At 69.3% G+C, this 15527-nt stretch carries 12 protein-coding genes and 1 pseudogene; 11 read left to right on the plus strand and 2 right to left on the minus strand.

Annotation, left to right across the window (positions count from 1 at the left end):
- Window positions 1-13 precede the first annotated feature (13 nt).
- Window positions 14-715 (plus strand): GntR family transcriptional regulator, encoded by a 702-nt coding sequence (locus PO768_RS18635; RefSeq protein WP_137941408.1) that lies wholly within the window; start codon window positions 14-16, stop codon window positions 713-715.
- Between the two features lie 17 nt (window positions 716-732).
- Window positions 733-1359: a flavin reductase family protein gene (locus tag PO768_RS18640; protein WP_272647250.1), complete on the plus strand. Its 627-nt coding sequence runs from the start codon at window positions 733-735 to the stop codon at window positions 1357-1359.
- A 42-nt stretch (window positions 1360-1401) separates the two neighbouring features.
- Here PO768_RS18640 and PO768_RS18645 read toward each other — a convergent pair whose 3' ends face one another.
- Window positions 1402-2682, minus strand: a complete 1281-nt coding sequence (locus tag PO768_RS18645; RefSeq protein WP_272647251.1) for a tetratricopeptide repeat protein — start codon at window positions 2680-2682, stop codon at window positions 1402-1404.
- A gap of 208 nt (window positions 2683-2890) precedes the next feature.
- Between PO768_RS18645 and PO768_RS18650 the strand changes: the two genes are divergently transcribed.
- From PO768_RS18650 to PO768_RS18680, 7 genes are read left to right on the plus strand one after another with little or no spacing between them, the layout of a single operon-like run.
- On the plus strand, window positions 2891-4900 hold the full coding sequence (locus PO768_RS18650; protein WP_272647252.1) for an amidohydrolase: 2010 nt from the start codon (window positions 2891-2893) through the stop codon (window positions 4898-4900).
- A gap of 59 nt (window positions 4901-4959) precedes the next feature.
- On the plus strand, window positions 4960-5880 hold the full coding sequence (locus PO768_RS18655) for a chromate resistance protein ChrB domain-containing protein (protein ID WP_269838052.1): 921 nt from the start codon (window positions 4960-4962) through the stop codon (window positions 5878-5880).
- Window positions 5877-7229: a chromate efflux transporter gene (gene chrA / locus PO768_RS18660; protein ID WP_272647253.1), complete on the plus strand. Its 1353-nt coding sequence runs from the start codon at window positions 5877-5879 to the stop codon at window positions 7227-7229. Before PO768_RS18655 ends, chrA begins: the two co-directional genes overlap by 4 nt.
- 9 nt (window positions 7230-7238) lie before the next feature.
- Window positions 7239-7937, plus strand: a complete 699-nt coding sequence (locus PO768_RS18665) for a Fe-Mn family superoxide dismutase (protein ID WP_272647254.1) — start codon at window positions 7239-7241, stop codon at window positions 7935-7937.
- Window positions 7938-7976: 39 nt separating this feature from the next.
- Window positions 7977-9086, plus strand: coding sequence for a Cj0069 family protein (locus tag PO768_RS18670; protein ID WP_272647255.1), 1110 nt, complete (start codon window positions 7977-7979; stop codon window positions 9084-9086).
- 7 nt (window positions 9087-9093) lie between these two features.
- Window positions 9094-9474: a hypothetical protein gene (locus PO768_RS18675; protein ID WP_272647256.1), complete on the plus strand. Its 381-nt coding sequence runs from the start codon at window positions 9094-9096 to the stop codon at window positions 9472-9474.
- 16 nt (window positions 9475-9490) lie between these two features.
- Window positions 9491-10492, plus strand: coding sequence for an aldo/keto reductase (locus PO768_RS18680; protein WP_272647257.1), 1002 nt, complete (start codon window positions 9491-9493; stop codon window positions 10490-10492).
- A 6-nt stretch (window positions 10493-10498) separates the two neighbouring features.
- On the opposite strand, the gene PO768_RS18685 is transcribed toward PO768_RS18680, so the two are convergent.
- Window positions 10499-11686, minus strand: coding sequence for an esterase/lipase family protein (locus PO768_RS18685; RefSeq protein WP_272647258.1), 1188 nt, complete (start codon window positions 11684-11686; stop codon window positions 10499-10501).
- A 122-nt stretch (window positions 11687-11808) separates the two neighbouring features.
- Here PO768_RS18685 and PO768_RS29300 point away from each other — a divergent pair.
- Window positions 11809-13305 (plus strand): annotated as a pseudogene (locus PO768_RS29300) (serine/threonine protein kinase); the annotation flags it as partial.
- A 1081-nt stretch (window positions 13306-14386) separates the two neighbouring features.
- Window positions 14387-15527, plus strand: a 1141-nt coding sequence (locus tag PO768_RS29305; protein WP_442953251.1) for a hypothetical protein, incomplete at its 3' end; no start/stop codon positions are given.

Consider the following 15527-nt stretch of genomic DNA (forward strand, 5'->3'; position numbering starts at 1 on the left):
GACCAACAAAGCCATGAGCACCAACCGCATAGCCAAGCCCGAAGCCCCGGTCGACGTCGAGGAGCGCATCTACCGCTCGGTGTTCGAGGGCGTGATGGAGCAACGCCTGACCCCCGGCACCAAGCTGCCGGAGGCGGCGCTGTGCGAGCTGTTCGACGTCAAGCGCGCGACGGTGCGCAAGGTGTTGCAGCGCCTGGCCCACGACCACATCGTCGAGCTGCGCCTGAACCGCGGTGCCGTGGTCGCCGCGCCGACGCCGGAGGAAACGCGCCAGATCTTCGAGGCGCGCCGCGCGCTGGAGGGCGCTCTGTTGGAGCTGGCCGTGGCGCACGCCAGCAAGGCCGACATCGCCGCGCTGCGCAAGCAGCTGGCCCAGGAGCACGAGGCCATGCACCGCTTCGACCAGCCGGCCTGGGCGCGGCTGGCCAGCAGCTTCCATCTGCAGGTTGCGGCCCTGGGCCGCAACCCGGTGCTGCTGCGCTATCTGACCGAGCTGATCTCGCGCTGCTCGCTGATCGTCGCGCTGTACGAGCCGCCCGGCAATGCGGCCTGCGAGCACGAGGAACACGAACGCATCGTCGACTGCATCGCCAACGGCAATGCCAAGGGCGCGCTGAAGCTGATGGAAGCGCATCTGCGCGAGCTGGAACAGCGCATCGTGCTGCACAGCGCCCAACCCGAACCCAGCCTGGCCCAGAAGCTGGGCCTCAGTTAGCGCCTCACGGACATCGCATGGACATCGACTTCGCCGCCCTCCCCGAGTACCAGCGCTACAAGCTGATGGCCAGCCTGATCGTGCCGCGGCCGATCGCGCTGGTCACGACGGTCAACGAGGCCGGCGTCGTCAATGCCGCCCCCTTCAGCATGTTCAATATGCTGGGCGAGGAGCCGCCGATCGTGATGATCAGCGTCAACCGGCTCAAGGACGGCGCGCTGAAGGACACCGCCGCCAACATCCAGCGCAGCGGCGAGTTCGTCGTTCACCTGCCGGACGAGGCCATGGCCGAGGCCATGCACCGCTGCGGCGAGCGCTTGCCGCCGGATGTCAGCGAGCTGGCCCATGTGGGCCTGCACGCGGCGCCCTGCCGACTCGTCAAGCCGGCGCGCATCGCCGAGGCGCCGGTGGCCTTCGAATGCACCCTGTGGGAGACGCTGGAAACCGCCAGCCGCCAGATCTTCATCGGCCAGGTGCGCTGGCTGCATGCCCGCGAAGGCCTGATCGATACCGAGACCTGGCGCGTGCGCCTGCAGGACTACCACCCGGTGGGCCGCTTCGGCGCCAGCTTCTATGTGCGCACGCGCGACCGCTTCTCGCTGGAGAGCGGGCAGGCCAAGCAGACCGTGATCGACGAGATCTGAGCGGGCGGCCTGGCATCCTGGTGCGGCAGCGGGCAGCTCGGTTCAGTGCTGGGCCGCGCGCTGCTCGGCCAGCGCGCGGCGTTCGCTCAGCAGCGCCCGGGCCAGCGCGGCGTCTCCGCCGGCGCTGGCCGCCCGGATCAGGGTCTGGTCCAGCAGATCGCGCTGTGCATGGCTGCCACCGAAACGGTGGGCATGGCTGCGCAGCGGCCGCAGCAGCTCGCCGGCGCGGCGGTACTGGCCGGCGGTAAAAGCCAGCACCGCCTCGGTCGCGGGCTGGCCGACCTCGCGCAGGAAAGCGGCGTTGTCGTCCGCGCTGCGCAAGGCCAGGGCTTGCGCAGCGCGCAGCTCGCCGACCAGATCCTCGCGGCCGGCGCAGGCGAATGCCATCGCCGCATGCATATCGTTGAACGCATAGTTGGCACTGGCCGCATGGGGTGCCCAGCGCTCAGCCAGCGTCGCCCAGCGCGCGCCGACATCGACTCCCGCCAGCTGCAGCCGCCAGAGCAAGGCGCTGGCATCGACCAGCTCGAGCACGATGGTGCTGTGCGGGCCGTTGATCGGGCCGTCGTACAGCGCCAGCACCTCCTCGTGCTCGCCCTCGGCCAGGTGGTACAGGGCCAGGTGCCACCAGTTGTGCACGCCCAGAAAGCTGCCCTGCTGCCAGCCGGCGTTGTCGCGCATCCACGCCATCCCCTCGCGACGCCGGCCCTGCATTTCCATCACATGGGCCACCGCATGCTGGGCCCAGGCGTCCTGAGGCTGCAGAGCCACGGCCTCGCGGCCCAGCTGCTCGGCATGGCGATAGTCGCCGTTCTCCTCCAGCCCGAACGCATACATGCCCAGCACCGCGTGCCAGCCCGGCAATGCCGCCGACCAGTCCGGCAGCACACGCGCCATGCGGTCGCGCAGCATGCGTGCATCGCCGGTGAAGAAATCGATTTGCTGGCCGGCCTGCAAGGCCAGCGCGTCCAGCGGATAGTCGCAGCTGAGGTCTTCCAGCACCCGGCCGGCTTCATGCCAGCGGCCCTTGCAGAGCGCCTCGATGGCGCGCAGATGCAGTGCTTCGCGCGCGTTGTGCGGCAGGGCCTGCGCGTCAGCCAAGGCGGCGCGGGCTGGCGCCAGGGCCGGCGCCTCGGTGCTCAGCAGCAGCAGCCAGGCCTTCAGCACCTGGCCCATCACCAGCTCGGGCGCGGCCGCCAGCGCGGCCTCGGCGCTGGCCAGCGGATCTCCGTTGAGGCAGCGAAACTGATGCAGCCCCTGTTCCAGCAGATCCAGGGCCTGCGCATTGGCGCCCGTCAGGGCCTGTCCCACAGCGTCTTTCATCCCTCTCTCCAGGCATCGGTCGACACGCCGAGCACCGGCATGATGCCAGCAAAACAAACCCGACAACAAGACCCCAAGCCACGGCAGGCAGGCCCCGCGCCTGCCTCTTACGAGGGAGCCGGAGCCCGGCCGACGAAGGCAGGACAAGAGCAGGCCTAGGCACGACGATGGACCGGCATCCGCCACTCTTGCCGACGAGGTCCATCCCATGTTCAAACAACTGATCATTCAGGGCGGCGAGCCGCCCTCCTCGCGCCGCGACTTCCTTGAGGCCGCTGCAGCCCTGGGTCTGGGCGTGCTGGCCGGGCCGACGCTGGCCCAGGGTGGCGATGGTCGCGCCGCGCCCGATCTGATCCTGCGCAACGGCCGCATCACCACATTGGACCCGGCCAAGCCCGAGGCCACGGCCATCGCGCTGAAAGCCGGGCTGGTGATGGCCGTCGGCAGCGACGCCGAGATCAGCAAGTTGGCCGACAGCCGGACCCGCATCGTCGACCTGGCCAAGCGCCGCGTGATCCCGGGCCTGATCGACTCGCATATGCACATCATCCGCGGCGGCCTGAACTACAACCTGGAGTTGCGCTGGGACGGCGTGCGCAGCCTCGGTGCGGCGCTGGAGATGCTGCGCGAGCAGGCGGCGCGCACGCCCTCGCCGCAATGGCTGCGGGTGGTCGGCGGCTGGAACGAGTTCCAGTTCGACGAGAAACGCATGCCCACGTTGGCCGAGCTGAACGCGGCCGCACCGGACACGCCGGTGTTCGTGCTGAACCTCTACAACATGGCCTTCCTGAACCGCGCGGCGCTGCGCGCCGTCGGCTACACCAAGGACACGCCGCAGCCGCCCGGCGCCATCATCGAGCGCGATGCCAAGACCGGCGAGCCGACCGGATTGCTGCTGGCCGAACCGAACGCCTTCGTGCTCTACAACACGCTGAACTTCGGCCCCAAGCTCGACCCCGAGCAACAGCTGAACTCGACCCTGCACTTCATGCGCGAGGAGAACCGCCTGGGCGTGACCTCGGTCGGCGACGCCGGCGGCGGCTTCCAGAACTACCCGGACGACTACACCATCATCGACAAGCTGGCCAAGGACGGCCGGTTGACGCTGCGCATCGCCTACAACCTGTTCCCGCAGAAGGCCAAGAGCGAGCTGGCCGACTTCCAGCGCTGGGCCAAGATGGGCCGCCCCGGCGACGGCAGCGATTTCTACAGGCTCAACGGTGCCGGCGAGATGCTGGCCTTCTCGGCAGCGGATTTCGAGGACTTCCTGATGCCCAGACCCGAGATGCCGCAGGCGATGGAGGGCGATCTGGAAGGGGTGGTGCGCTTCCTGGCCGGCAATGGCTGGCCCTGGCGCATGCATGCCACCTATGACCAGACGATCTCGCGCGCGCTCGATGTGTTCGAGAAGGTGCATCGCGAGCTGCCGATCGACAAGCTCGGCTGGTTCTTCGACCATTGCGAGACCGTCTCGCCGCCCAATCTGGAACGCATCAAGAAGCTGGGCGGCGGCGTCGCCATCCAGAACCGCATGTCGATGCAGGGCGAGTACTTCATCCGCCGCTACGGCCTGAAGGCCACGGCCGAGACCCCGCCGGTCACGCGCATGCTGGCGCAAGGCCTGCCGGTGACCCTGGGCACCGACGCCACCCGCGTCAACAGCTACAACCCCTGGCAGGCGCTGTACTGGCTGGTGTCGGGCCGCACCATTGGTGGCACCCTGCTCTACCCCGAGGAGCGGCGCCTGGACCGCATCGCCGCGCTGCGCCTGATGACGGCCGATGGCGCCTGGTTCTCGCGCGAGAGCGGCAAGAAGGGCGTGCTGAAGGCCGGCGCCTTTGCCGACCTGGCGGTGCTGGACCGCGACTACCTGAGCGTGCCCGAGGACCAAATCCAGGACATCACCTCGGTGCTGACCGTCGTCGCCGGCCAGCCGGTGCACGGCAGCGGCACTTATGAATCGCTGGCCCCGCCGCTGCCGCCGGCCTCACCCGACTGGTCGCCGGTGCGCCGCTACGGCGGCTATCAGGCGCGCAAGAGCGCTGCCGTCGGCGCCTCCGAGCAGGAGAAGCGCTACCACTACGCCGCGATGTGCGCCTGTGCCAGCGCCTGCGGCCTGCATGGGCATGACCACACAGCCGTCGCCAGTGCGGCTCGCAGCAGCGGGCCGGAGACCGGAGCATTCTGGGGCGCCTTGGGCTGCAGCTGCTACGTCTGAAACGGCTACTCGCCAAATATTTATGTAGATATTACTACCTTGTGTATTAATATCTACAAATGAAATGGTTGCTACTGATACTCTCGCTGCCCACCGAGAACGCCACCGCCCGCATGCGCAGCTGGCGCGCGCTGAAGGCTTGCGGCGCGGCGGTTTTGCGGGATGGTGTCTACCTGCTTCCTGAGCAGGAGTCACATGCCCGGACCTTGGCATCCGTGGCCGAGGATGTGCGCGCCCACGCCGGTCAGGCCCATCTGCTGGCTACCATCAGCGAAACGGCGGAGTTCCCGCCGCTGTTCGCACGCGACGCCGAGTTCGCCGAACTGATGGGCCAGATCAGCGCCTGCCGTGCGGACAACGCGGTCGAGTTGCTGAAGCAGAGCCGCAAGCTGCGCAAGAGCTTTGAGCAGCTGGTGTCCATCGACTTCTTTGCCGGCGAGGCACAGCGCCAGGCCGAGGCCGCGCTGCAGGCGCTGGAACAGCGCGCCCACCAGGCCATGTCGCCCGACGAACCCCGGTCAGCCGCCCACGCCATCGCCCGGCTGGATCCGGCGCGCTATCGTGGCCGGCTCTGGGCCACACGCCAGCGCCCCTGGGTGGACCGACTGGCCAGCGCCTGGCTGATACGCCGACATATCGATCCCGAGGCGCGTTTTCTGTGGCTGAAGTCGCCGGCCGACTGCCCGAAGAAGGCGCTGGGCTTTGATTTCGATGGTGCCACCTTCAGCCATGTCGGCGCGCGCGTGACCTTCGAGACCCTGCTGGCCAGTTTCGGCCTGGAAACACCCACCCTGCTGCGCCTGGGCCTGCTGGTGCACAGCCTCGACGTGGGCGGCATCCAGCCCCCGGAGGCGCCCGGTGTCGAGAAGGTGCTGGCCGGGATGCGCGAGGCGATTGCCGACGATGACCAGCTGCTGCTGGCCGCGGCCGGCGTTTTCGAAGGTCTGCAGACCGCCTTCAACAAGGACCAGGCCGAATGAGCAGCGCCCCCTTCCGCCCCGAACCGGTCAGCTTCTGGCAGGCCCTGCGCTTCTGGCTCAAGCTGGGCTTCATCAGCTTTGGCGGCCCGGCGGGGCAGATCGCCATCATGCACACCGAGCTGGTCGAGCGGCGCCGCTGGATCAGCGAGAAGCGCTTTCTGCACGCGCTGAACTACTGCATGCTGCTGCCCGGCCCCGAGGCGCAGCAGTTGGCCACCTATATCGGCTGGCTGATGCACAGGACCCGGGGCGGCCTTGTCGCCGGCGCCCTGTTCGTGCTGCCCTCGCTCTTCATCCTGATCGCGCTGTCCTGGATCTATATCGCCTTCGGCGAGATGCCCTTGGTGGCCGGCCTGTTCTATGGGATCAAGCCGGCGGTGACGGCCCTGGTCCTGCATGCCGCCCACCGCATCGGCAGCCGCGCTTTGAAGAACGGCTGGCTGTGGGGTATCGCTGCGGCGGCCTTTGTTGCGATCTTCGCGCTCGATGCCCCCTTCCCCCTGATCGTGTTGCTGGCGGCCGTCATCGGCCACTTCGGCGGGCGCCATGCGCCACAGGTCTTTGCCATCGGCGGCGGCCACGGGGTGGCCAAGCAGAGCTACGGGCCGGCACTGATCGACGACGACACGCCCACACCCGGCCACGCGCGCTTCAAGCGCAGCCGCCTGGTCCAGGTCCTGGGGATGGGGCTGGGCCTCTGGCTGACTGCGATGGCGCTGTTGGTCGCGGCCTATGGCTTCGAGGGAACCTTGACCCGGATGGGCTGGTTCTTCACCAAGGCCGCGCTTTTGACCTTCGGCGGCGCCTATGCGGTGCTGCCCTATGTCTACCAGGGCGCGGTCGAGCAGCACCAGTGGCTCAGCGCCGCGCAGATGATCGATGGCCTGGCGCTGGGCGAAACCACACCGGGGCCGCTGATCATGGTGGTGGCCTTCGTCGGCTTTGTCGGTGGCTGGACCCAGCAGGTGTTCGGGCCCGATGCGCTGTTGCTGGCCGGTGCGACGGCAGCCAGCGTGGTGACCTTCTTCACCTTCCTGCCGTCTTTCATCTTCATCTTCGCCGGCGGCCCGCTGATCGAGAGCACCCACGGCAATCTGAAATTCACCGCGCCGTTGACGGCCATCACCGCCGCCGTGGTCGGCGTGATCCTGAATCTGGCGATGTTCTTCGCCTATCACGTGCTGTGGCCCCAGGGCTTCGCCGGCCGCTTCGACGGGGCCTCGGCCCTGATCGCGCTGGGCGCGGCGCTGGCCCTGTTCCGTTTCAAGATGGGAGTGATGCCGCTGCTGGGGATCTGCGCCTTGATCAGCCTGGGCATCACCCTGTTGCCCGGCCTGGCGCTTCGCTGAGGAGTATTGATGGACACACCGATTCAAGACCCCGGCCGTGCCGGGCAAGACATGGCCCCGGCGATGGCGCTGGCCCTGAGCGCCAGCTTCGGCAGCGTGGAGGGCTGGCGCGAGGACTTTGTCGCGATGGGCAAGGCCTCGGGCGACGGTTCGGGCCGGTTGCTGCTGAGCTTGCATCCGCGCGAGGGCCGGCTGCTCAACCAGTGGGTGGCAAACCCCGAGGAGGCGATGGCCGGCGGTACGCCGATCCTGGCGATGGACGCGCGCGAGCTTGCCAAGCCTCTCGATCATGGCGCCCAGGCTGGCGCTGATGTCGATGATTTCATGGCCACCATCGCCTGGGACGAGGTCTACCAGCGCTACCAGCAGGCCGTGCAGGCGGCCAGCGAGGAACTGGCAGCCGATCCGGACACGGTCGATCCCAGGCGGGTCAGCCTGCTCGATGTGCGCCGTGAGGCGATCTACGAACAGGCCGCGACGATGTTGCCCGGCGCCTGCTGGCGCAATCCGGCCCGCGTCGCAGAATGGGCCGCAACACTGGCCACGGGGAGCGAGGTGCTGGTCTACTGTGTCTATGGCCATGAAGTCGGTCGTGCGACCGCGCTGCGACTGCGCGCTCAAGGCATCCGGGCGCGCTTTCTGGTTGGTGGCATCGACCGCTGGTCCCGTGAGGGGCGCGAGCTGCAGCCCAGCGGCACGGCCGGTTGAAGGCGCCCGGCGATCCCGCCCGCGTTGAAGGACTGAGCAATGGCTGCCGAGCACCCACCGACCCTGGCCCTGCTCTATCCCGGCGACCACGGGGCACGCCAACGCAGCGACCCGGGCGAGAGCCGCTTCGCAATGCTGTTCGAAGCCTTCGCTGCTGCGGGCGTCTTGGCAGAACCGGCCATCTATCACGATGATTTTGCCGACGAGGTCGCCGAGCAGCTGCGCCGCGTCGACGGCGTGCTGGTCTGGAGCAATCCGATCGAATCCGGCCGCCGTCGGGATCGGCTCGACACGCTGCTGCGCGAGCTCGCGCAGGCCGGCGTCTTCGTCAGCACGCATCCGGACGTCATCCTGCGCCTGGGCACCAAGGACGTGCTGCTGGATGTGCGCGGGCTGCCCTTCGGCAGCGATGCAGTTCGTGTCGACAGCCTCGCGCAACTGGCCGAAGAACTGCCTCAGCGCTTGCAGATCGGCGCGCGCGTGCTCAAGCAGCACCGCGGCCACAGCGGCATCGGGGTGTGGCGGGTCGAGCAGCTCGCTGGCTCGGCGCTGCTGGCGGTGCGCCATGCCCAGCGCGGCTGTGAGGAGCAGCACATCGCTATGAGCACATTGCTGTCGCATCTCGCGACTTATTTCGAGCCGGAGCATGGTGGTCATATGGTCGACCAAGCCTGGCAGCCCCGCTTGGTCGATGGCATGGTGCGCGCCTACCTTGTCGAGGATCGGGTCGTGGGTTTCGGCCATCAAGCGCTCAATGCGCTTCACCCGGGTAGACCGGGCGAGGCGGCACCGATGCCGGGGCCGCGCCACTATCACCCGGCCGACCGGCCGCAGTTCCAGTCACTCAGGCGGCTGCTGGAGACCGGCTGGATCGAGCTCCTGAGGCAGCGGGTCGGCCTCGCACGGGAGCAACTGCCGATGCTGTGGGATTGCGACTTCATGTTCGGCGAGCCCACGGCCGAGCAGGCCGAACGTTTCGTGCTCTGCGAGATCAACGTCAGCAGCGTGTCCCCGTTCCCGCCTTCGGCCATCGAACCCCTGGTGGCAGCCGTCAAGGCTCGCTTGTCGGCAAGCAGAACTGCCAATACCCCGCAGCGACACAGCCATGCGCATTACCATCGCCCGCTGAGCCACCCCCACAAGGATTGAGATATCCATGAGACCCTCGCTGCTCTTGATGTTCATGTCCGCCCTGCTGAGCCTGGCATCGTTCGCCGCCCGGGCCGAGCTGGTCGAGATTCGCTGGAGCGAATCCGGCCGCTTCGAGCACAAGGCCAGCATCGCGCCGGCCCAGTTCGCCGAGGTCTGCGGCAAGCTGTCCAAGGGCCAGACCGTGGCCTGGAACTTCCGGACCGAGGCGCCGACGAACTTCAACATCCACTATCACGAAGGCAAGAAGGTCAGCTACCCGGCCAAAATCGATGGCGCCGGCGCGGCCGAAGGCCAGCTGCTGGCCGCCGTCGACCAGGACTACTGCTGGATGTGGTCCAACAAGTCCGAGCGCGCGCTGAGACTCGAACTCACTTTGCAACGATAGGAAAGAAAGCTGCACGATGCACTACCGCTCCCTCGGCAAGTCCCCACTCCAGGTCTCCACGCTGTGCCTGGGCACGATGATGTTCGGCGACCAGACCGATATCAGCGAGGCGCGCAGCATCGTCGCCCATGCCCGCGAACAGGGCGTCAACTTCATCGACACCGCCGATGTCTACAGCACCGGCGCCTCCGAGACCATGGTCGGCGCGCTGCTCAAGGATGGCGCCCGCCACGACTGGGTGCTGGCCACCAAGCTGGGCAACAAGATGTCGGGCCGGCCCAACGAGTCGCAGTACTCGCGCGCCTGGATGCTGCGCGAATGCGAGGCCAGCCTGCAGCGCCTGGGCACCGACCATATCGACATCTACTACCTGCACCGCGACTACCTGGGCATGGACCTGGAGGAGCCGCTGCGCGCCATCGAAGCGCTGCTGCGCGCCGGCAAGATCCGCTACTGGGGACTGTCGAACTTCTGCGGCTGGCGCATCGCCGAGATCGTCCATCAGGCGCGCTCGCTGAACATGCCGGGCCCGGTGGCCTGCCAGCCCTATTACAACCTGCTGAACCGCCAGCCCGAGGTCGAGGTGCTGCCGGTCTGCGCTCACCACGGCATCGGCGTCGTGCCCTACAGCCCGATCGCGCGCGGCGTGCTGTCGGGCAAGTACGCGCCGGGTGTCGCGCCGGACGCCGGCACGCGCGCCGGGCGCGGCGACAAGCGCATGCTGGAGACCGAGTTCCGCGAGGAGTCGCTGCAGATCGCGCAGACGCTGAAGGCGCATTGCGAGGGTAGCGGCCGTTCCCTGAGCCATTTCGCCACCGCCTGGGTGCTGGCCCACCGCGCAGTCAGCGCGGTGATCGCCGGCCCGCGCACCCTGGCCCAGTGGCAAGACTATCTGGGCGCGCTGGACTGCAGCATCGGAGCCGAGGACGAGGCACTGGTCGATTCGCTGGTAGTGCCAGGTCATGCCTCGACGCCGGGCTATAACGACCCGGCCTATCCCTTCTCGACCCGGCGCTGAGCCGGATCAGGCCAGCCAGCGCCGCAGCCGGGCATAGACCGCCGGGCTGCTCAGCAGGTCCAGGTGGTGGGTGCCGCGCGCGACCCAGTGGTTCGAGGCCGGCAGGCGCAGCCGGCGCTGCGGATGGGCATGGCGGCCCAGCGCGCTGTCCAGCGGCACCAGCCCGTCCCCCAGCCCATCTGCAAGCCGGCCGCCGTCGCTGCGCCCCAGCGTGCCGGCCACCGCATAGCAGCTCACGCCCAGGGGCAGCGGCACGACCACGCGCCGGTCGCGGCCGGCAAAACGGCTTTCACCGACCCAGTCGGCCTCCAGCAGATTGCCATGGCGCAGGTCGGTGATGCCGGCGCTGCGCAGGCCCGACAGGCGCGTGAACGGCGCCAGATAGGGGCTCAGCCCCAGGCCCTGGTGCAGCCAGTTGCCGGCCCGCTCCAGCGGCGCGCCGTGGTGCGGGCTGCCCAGAAAGACCAGGCGGCGCAGCAGCAGCGGCCAGGCCATATCGCGCTGCAAGGCCTGCTGGACAGCGCTGCGTGCGACCAGGCCGCCCATGCTGTGGCCAATGATGGCCAGTTCCTCGACCGGCTCGGGCCAGCGCTGCAGCAGGCGCTCGAGTTCCTCGGCCAGGGCCAGACCGTTGGCCGAGATATGCAGGCCGCTGTTGTAGCGCGCATAGACGGGCGTGAAGCCCAGCTCGGCGGCCAGCGCCTGGCCATGGTCATGGCCGTCGCGCAGCCATTGCTGGTCGTTCATGCACAGGCCATGGATCAGCAGCAGCGGCTTCGGGCCACTGCCCTGAAAGCGCAGTTCCAGCGGCTGCGCCAGCGGGTTGCCGCTGCGCAGCAGATGGTCGCCCAGCACGCCATTGAGCGCGGCCACCACGGCCTCGCGGCGCCGACCAGATTGGGCGTCGGGCTCATCCTGTAACTGCGCCTGCAACTGCTCCTGCAGGCGAGCCAGCGCCGCGTCCAGGCCCGCGCCCACCAGACCGGTGGTGCCGCGGATGCTGCGATAGACCAGACCGGTGATGCCGCGCGTCGGCGCATCCGCCACCCGGCCCAGCGGCGGCGCGACACGGGCGATGCGGCCGTGCAGGCTCTCGACCAGGCCGGTCACGCCGCCGACCCCGTCGGTGATCAGGCGCAGGCCGCCGCGCAGATCGCGGATCAGCGCGGCCGGTCGTTGGGATGGTTTCTTCACAGCGCTCTCCGGGTCGGCGTCCAGGCCCCATCATGCCCCTAGCCACGGTCTGCGCCGGCCTGTCACGGTCGGGCGGTTACATTTGCAGCTCATCGGTGACAGACAGAGAAAAGCGGTTTCAGATGCTTCGTCAGGCACAGGGGGACCTTGGTTGGGGTCTCGGTGACAGTGTGAATGGGTGGCAGATCACCGAACAACTGCCCGGCAGCCGGCGCAACGGCGTGCTGCGCGCGGTCGATGCCCGGGGCCAGCGGGCGGTGCTGGTCTATCTGCGAGCGACCATGCCCAGCGCCGCCGAGCTGGCGCGCTTTCGCTACGAGTTCGAGATCGCGCGGCGTTTCGATCACCCTCATATCCTGCGCCCCGAGGCCCTGGCCAGCCATGCGGGCCGCCCCTATATGCGCCTGCCCGACCTGGGCCTGCAGACCCTGCGGCAGCGGCTGCGCAGCGGCGCCGCGCCGCTGAGCCAGCCGGCCGTGCTGCGCCTGGGACTGGCCCTGGTCGATGCCTTGGAAGTCATCCATGAGCAAGGCGTCGTGCACCGCGACCTGCATCCGGGCAATGTGCTGCTGGCCCAGCATGACGATCCGCTGGCACGCATGCTGTTGTGCGACTTCGGCATCGCCGCCGAGATCGCCCAGGAGCGTGCGCTGCTGCTGCGCGCCGACGCGCTGGACGGCAGCCTGGCCACGCTGGCCCCCGAGCAGACCGGCCGGATGAGCCGCGATGTCGACTACCGGGCCGATTTCTACAGCCTCGGCGCCACGCTGTACGAGGCCCTGACCGGCGCACCGCTGTTCGAATGCCAGGACGCCGCCCAGGCCGTCCATGCCCATCTGGCTGTGCCGGCGCCGCTGGCCACCGCCCGGCGCGCCGATGCCTCGCCGGCGCTGGCGGCCGTGCTGGAACGCTGCCTGCAGAAGGAACCCGAGGCCCGCTACCAGAGCCACCCGGCCCTCAGGCAAGACCTGGCCCTGTGCCTGACGGCGCTGACCGAGGGCCGCGAACCGCCCCATTTCATGCCGGGCCGGGGCGACCGCAGCGGCCGCTTCCAGCTCAGCGGCCGGCTCTATGGCCGCGAGACCGAGCTGCGCCAGCTCGGCGCGGCCTTCGAGGCCGCCGCCGCCGGCGCGAGCCAGCTGGTCGGCATCGCCGGCTTCTCGGGCATAGGCAAGACTGCACTTGTCAACGCCGCGCAGCGCAGCCTGCTGGCCCAGCGCGGCAGCTTTGTCGCGGCCAAGTTCAACCAGTTCGGCCAGCACCAGCCCTATGGCGCGCTGCTGAGCCTGCTGGCCCAGCGCGCCGAGCAGATTCTGGCCCAGGCGCCGGCGCGCCAGCAGTTCTGGCGCGAACGCCTGTGCGAGCGGCTGGGCAACGCGGCGGCCGTCGTGGCCGAGGCCATCGCCGAGTCCAGGCCGCTGCTGGGCGAGCCGGCAGCGCCGGTGGCGCTGGCGCCGGCCGAGGCCGAAAGCCGCTTCATGCGCAGCCTGCGCCTGTGCCTGGCGGCGCTGGCCAGCGAGGACGAGCCTCAGACCCTGTTCCTGGACGATCTGCAATGGGCCGACCGCAGCTCGCGCCGCCTGCTGCGCGAATGGGCCAGCGATACCGAGCTGCGCCACACCCTGATCGTGCTGGCCTGGCGCGACAACGAGCTGCCCCCCGAACACCCGCTGAGCCAGGACCTGGCCGAGCTGCGCGCACTGGGGCCGCGCTTTCTGGCGCTGGCGATCGCGCCGCTGGGCGCCGGCGAGATCGGCCAGCTGCTGGCCGACAGTCTGCACAGACCGGCCGCCGAGGTCGCCGAGCTGGCCGCGCTATGCCAGGCCAAGACCGCCGGCAACCCCTTCTTCCTGCGCCGCTTCGTCGAGGAACTGGCGCAGCGCCGCTTGATCCATTTCGACCTCGCGCGCCAGCGCTGGGACTGGTCGGCCGCACAGATCGCCCAGACGCAGATGGCAGACAACGTCGTCGAGCTGATGCTGGCGCAGCTTCAGCCCCTGCCCGAGGACTGCCGCCGGATGCTCTCGGTCGGTGCCTTCCTGGGCGGGAGTTTCGACCTCGGCACGCTGGCCACCGCCCTCGACCGCCCCGGCGCCGAGGTCGCCGCCGGCCTGCTGCCGGCGCTGCAGGCCCAGCTGCTGGTGCCCGGCAACAAGCTCTACCGCTACGCCGCCCATCTGGCGCCGAGCGAGGCCGCGGTGCGCTATGCCTTCGCCCACGACCGCGTGCAGGAGGCGGCCTGGCGCCTGGTGCCCGAGCACTCGCGCGCACGCCTGCATCTGCAGATCGGCCGCCTGCTGCGCTCGCGCCACCAGCAACCGGCGGCCCTGCCCTTCCATGTGTTGAACCATCTGAATGCCGCCCAGGCTCTGATCAGCCAGGCCGACGAACGCGCCGCGNGGCCGCCTGCTGCGCTCGCGCCACCAGCAACCGGCGGCCCTGCCCTTCCATGTGTTGAACCATCTGAATGCCGCCCAGGCTCTGATCAGCCAGGCCGACGAACGCGCCGCGCTGGCCCTGGCCAACGAGCAGGCCTCGCAGCAGGCGATGCATGCGGCCGCCTTCGATCTGGCCGCCGACTATGCCGAGATGGCGCTGCGCCTGCAGGACCCGGCGGCCTGGGCCGAGCGGCCCGAGGCGCTGCTGGAACTGCATCTGCAGGCGGCCCGCATGGCTTATCTGAGCGGCCGGCATGGCCGCATGGACGAGCTGCTCGCTGCCGCGCTGGCCAGGCTCAACGAGCCGGCCCAGCGCGCCCGGCTGCTGGAGGTGCGCATCGAAGCCAGCTATGCCCAGGGCCAGCTCAGCGAGACCCTGGACCTGGGCCTGCAGGTGCTGGCCATGCTGGGCGCCGAGCTGCCGCAGGCCGACTCGCCGGCCCAGGTGGTGGCCCTGGTCGCGGCGGTCCGTGACGAGATCAACGCGCTGGGCCTACCGGCACTGGCCGCGCTGGCGCCGATGAGCGACGCGCGCATGCTGCAGCTGATCTCGATCAGCGCCAAGATGACGGCCGCCGCCTATATCGCGCGGCCGGCCCTGCTGCCGCTGCTGACGGTGTTCCAGGTGCGGCTGATGATGGCCCATGGCCATGTGCCGGGGGCGCTGTCGGCCTATTCGGTGCTGGGCCTGATGTGGGCCGAGTTCCTCGGCGACTATCGCCAGGCCTATGCGCTGGGCCGGCTGTCGATGCAGCTGGTGCGCGAGCACGGCTGGCTGCAGGTCTATGCCCATGCCGGCTTCTCCTTCAACGCCTTTCTGCAGCACTGGATCGAGCCGCTGAGCCAGGGACTGCCGGGCCTGATGGAGACCCATCGCAACGGCCTGGAGGGCGGCAATCTGCGCCATGCCGGCCTGGGTCTCTATGTGCATGACTGCCACGCCTTCCTGGCCGGCCAGCCGCTGCCGGCGCTGGCGCAAAGCCTGGCCGTGCACCGCGATGCGCTGCAGCGCATGCGCCAGCCGGTGGCCGCCGATTATCAGGACGCGCTGCTGGCCCTGGTGCAGGAGCTGCTGCAGCCGACACTGCCGGCCCAGGCGCTGGAGAGCGGATCCTGCTCCGGCCAGGCGCTGGCGGCGATCTACCAGCAGCGCAAGGACCAGACCGGGCTGATGTTTCTGCATGCCTGGCGCGCGCTGCTGCATTTCCTGGCCGAGCGACCGGCCGAGGCCTTGCTGGAGGCGCGCGCCGCCAGCGCCTTGTTCGCCGCCGCGCGCGGCATGCATGCGGTGCCGCTGGTGGTCTTCATCGCGGCGCTGGCCGGGCTGCGCTGTGCCGGCGACGCGGCCGCGCTGGCCGAGGCCGAGACGGCGCTGCACAAGCTGGGCCGCTGGAACGAGGCCG

It is taken from the genome of Paucibacter sp. XJ19-41, assembly GCF_028462495.1.
GTDB lineage: Bacteria > Pseudomonadota > Gammaproteobacteria > Burkholderiales > Burkholderiaceae_C > Roseateles_E.

Bases quoted from the DNA above. Each gene is read 5' to 3' on its own strand.
- PO768_RS18635 (WP_137941408.1), top strand. From the start codon at position 14: ATGAGCACCAACCGCATAGCCAAGCCCGAAGCCCCGGTCGACGTCGAG.
- PO768_RS18640 (WP_272647250.1), top strand. From the start codon at position 733: ATGGACATCGACTTCGCCGCCCTCCCCGAGTACCAGCGCTACAAGCTG.
- PO768_RS18645 (WP_272647251.1), bottom strand. From the start codon at position 2,682: ATGAAAGACGCTGTGGGACAGGCCCTGACGGGCGCCAATGCGCAGGCC.
- PO768_RS18650 (WP_272647252.1), top strand. From the start codon at position 2,891: ATGTTCAAACAACTGATCATTCAGGGCGGCGAGCCGCCCTCCTCGCGC.
- PO768_RS18655 (WP_269838052.1), top strand. From the start codon at position 4,960: ATGAAATGGTTGCTACTGATACTCTCGCTGCCCACCGAGAACGCCACC.
- chrA (WP_272647253.1), top strand. From the start codon at position 5,877: ATGAGCAGCGCCCCCTTCCGCCCCGAACCGGTCAGCTTCTGGCAGGCC.
- PO768_RS18665 (WP_272647254.1), top strand. From the start codon at position 7,239: ATGGACACACCGATTCAAGACCCCGGCCGTGCCGGGCAAGACATGGCC.
- PO768_RS18670 (WP_272647255.1), top strand. From the start codon at position 7,977: ATGGCTGCCGAGCACCCACCGACCCTGGCCCTGCTCTATCCCGGCGAC.
- PO768_RS18675 (WP_272647256.1), top strand. From the start codon at position 9,094: ATGAGACCCTCGCTGCTCTTGATGTTCATGTCCGCCCTGCTGAGCCTG.
- PO768_RS18680 (WP_272647257.1), top strand. From the start codon at position 9,491: ATGCACTACCGCTCCCTCGGCAAGTCCCCACTCCAGGTCTCCACGCTG.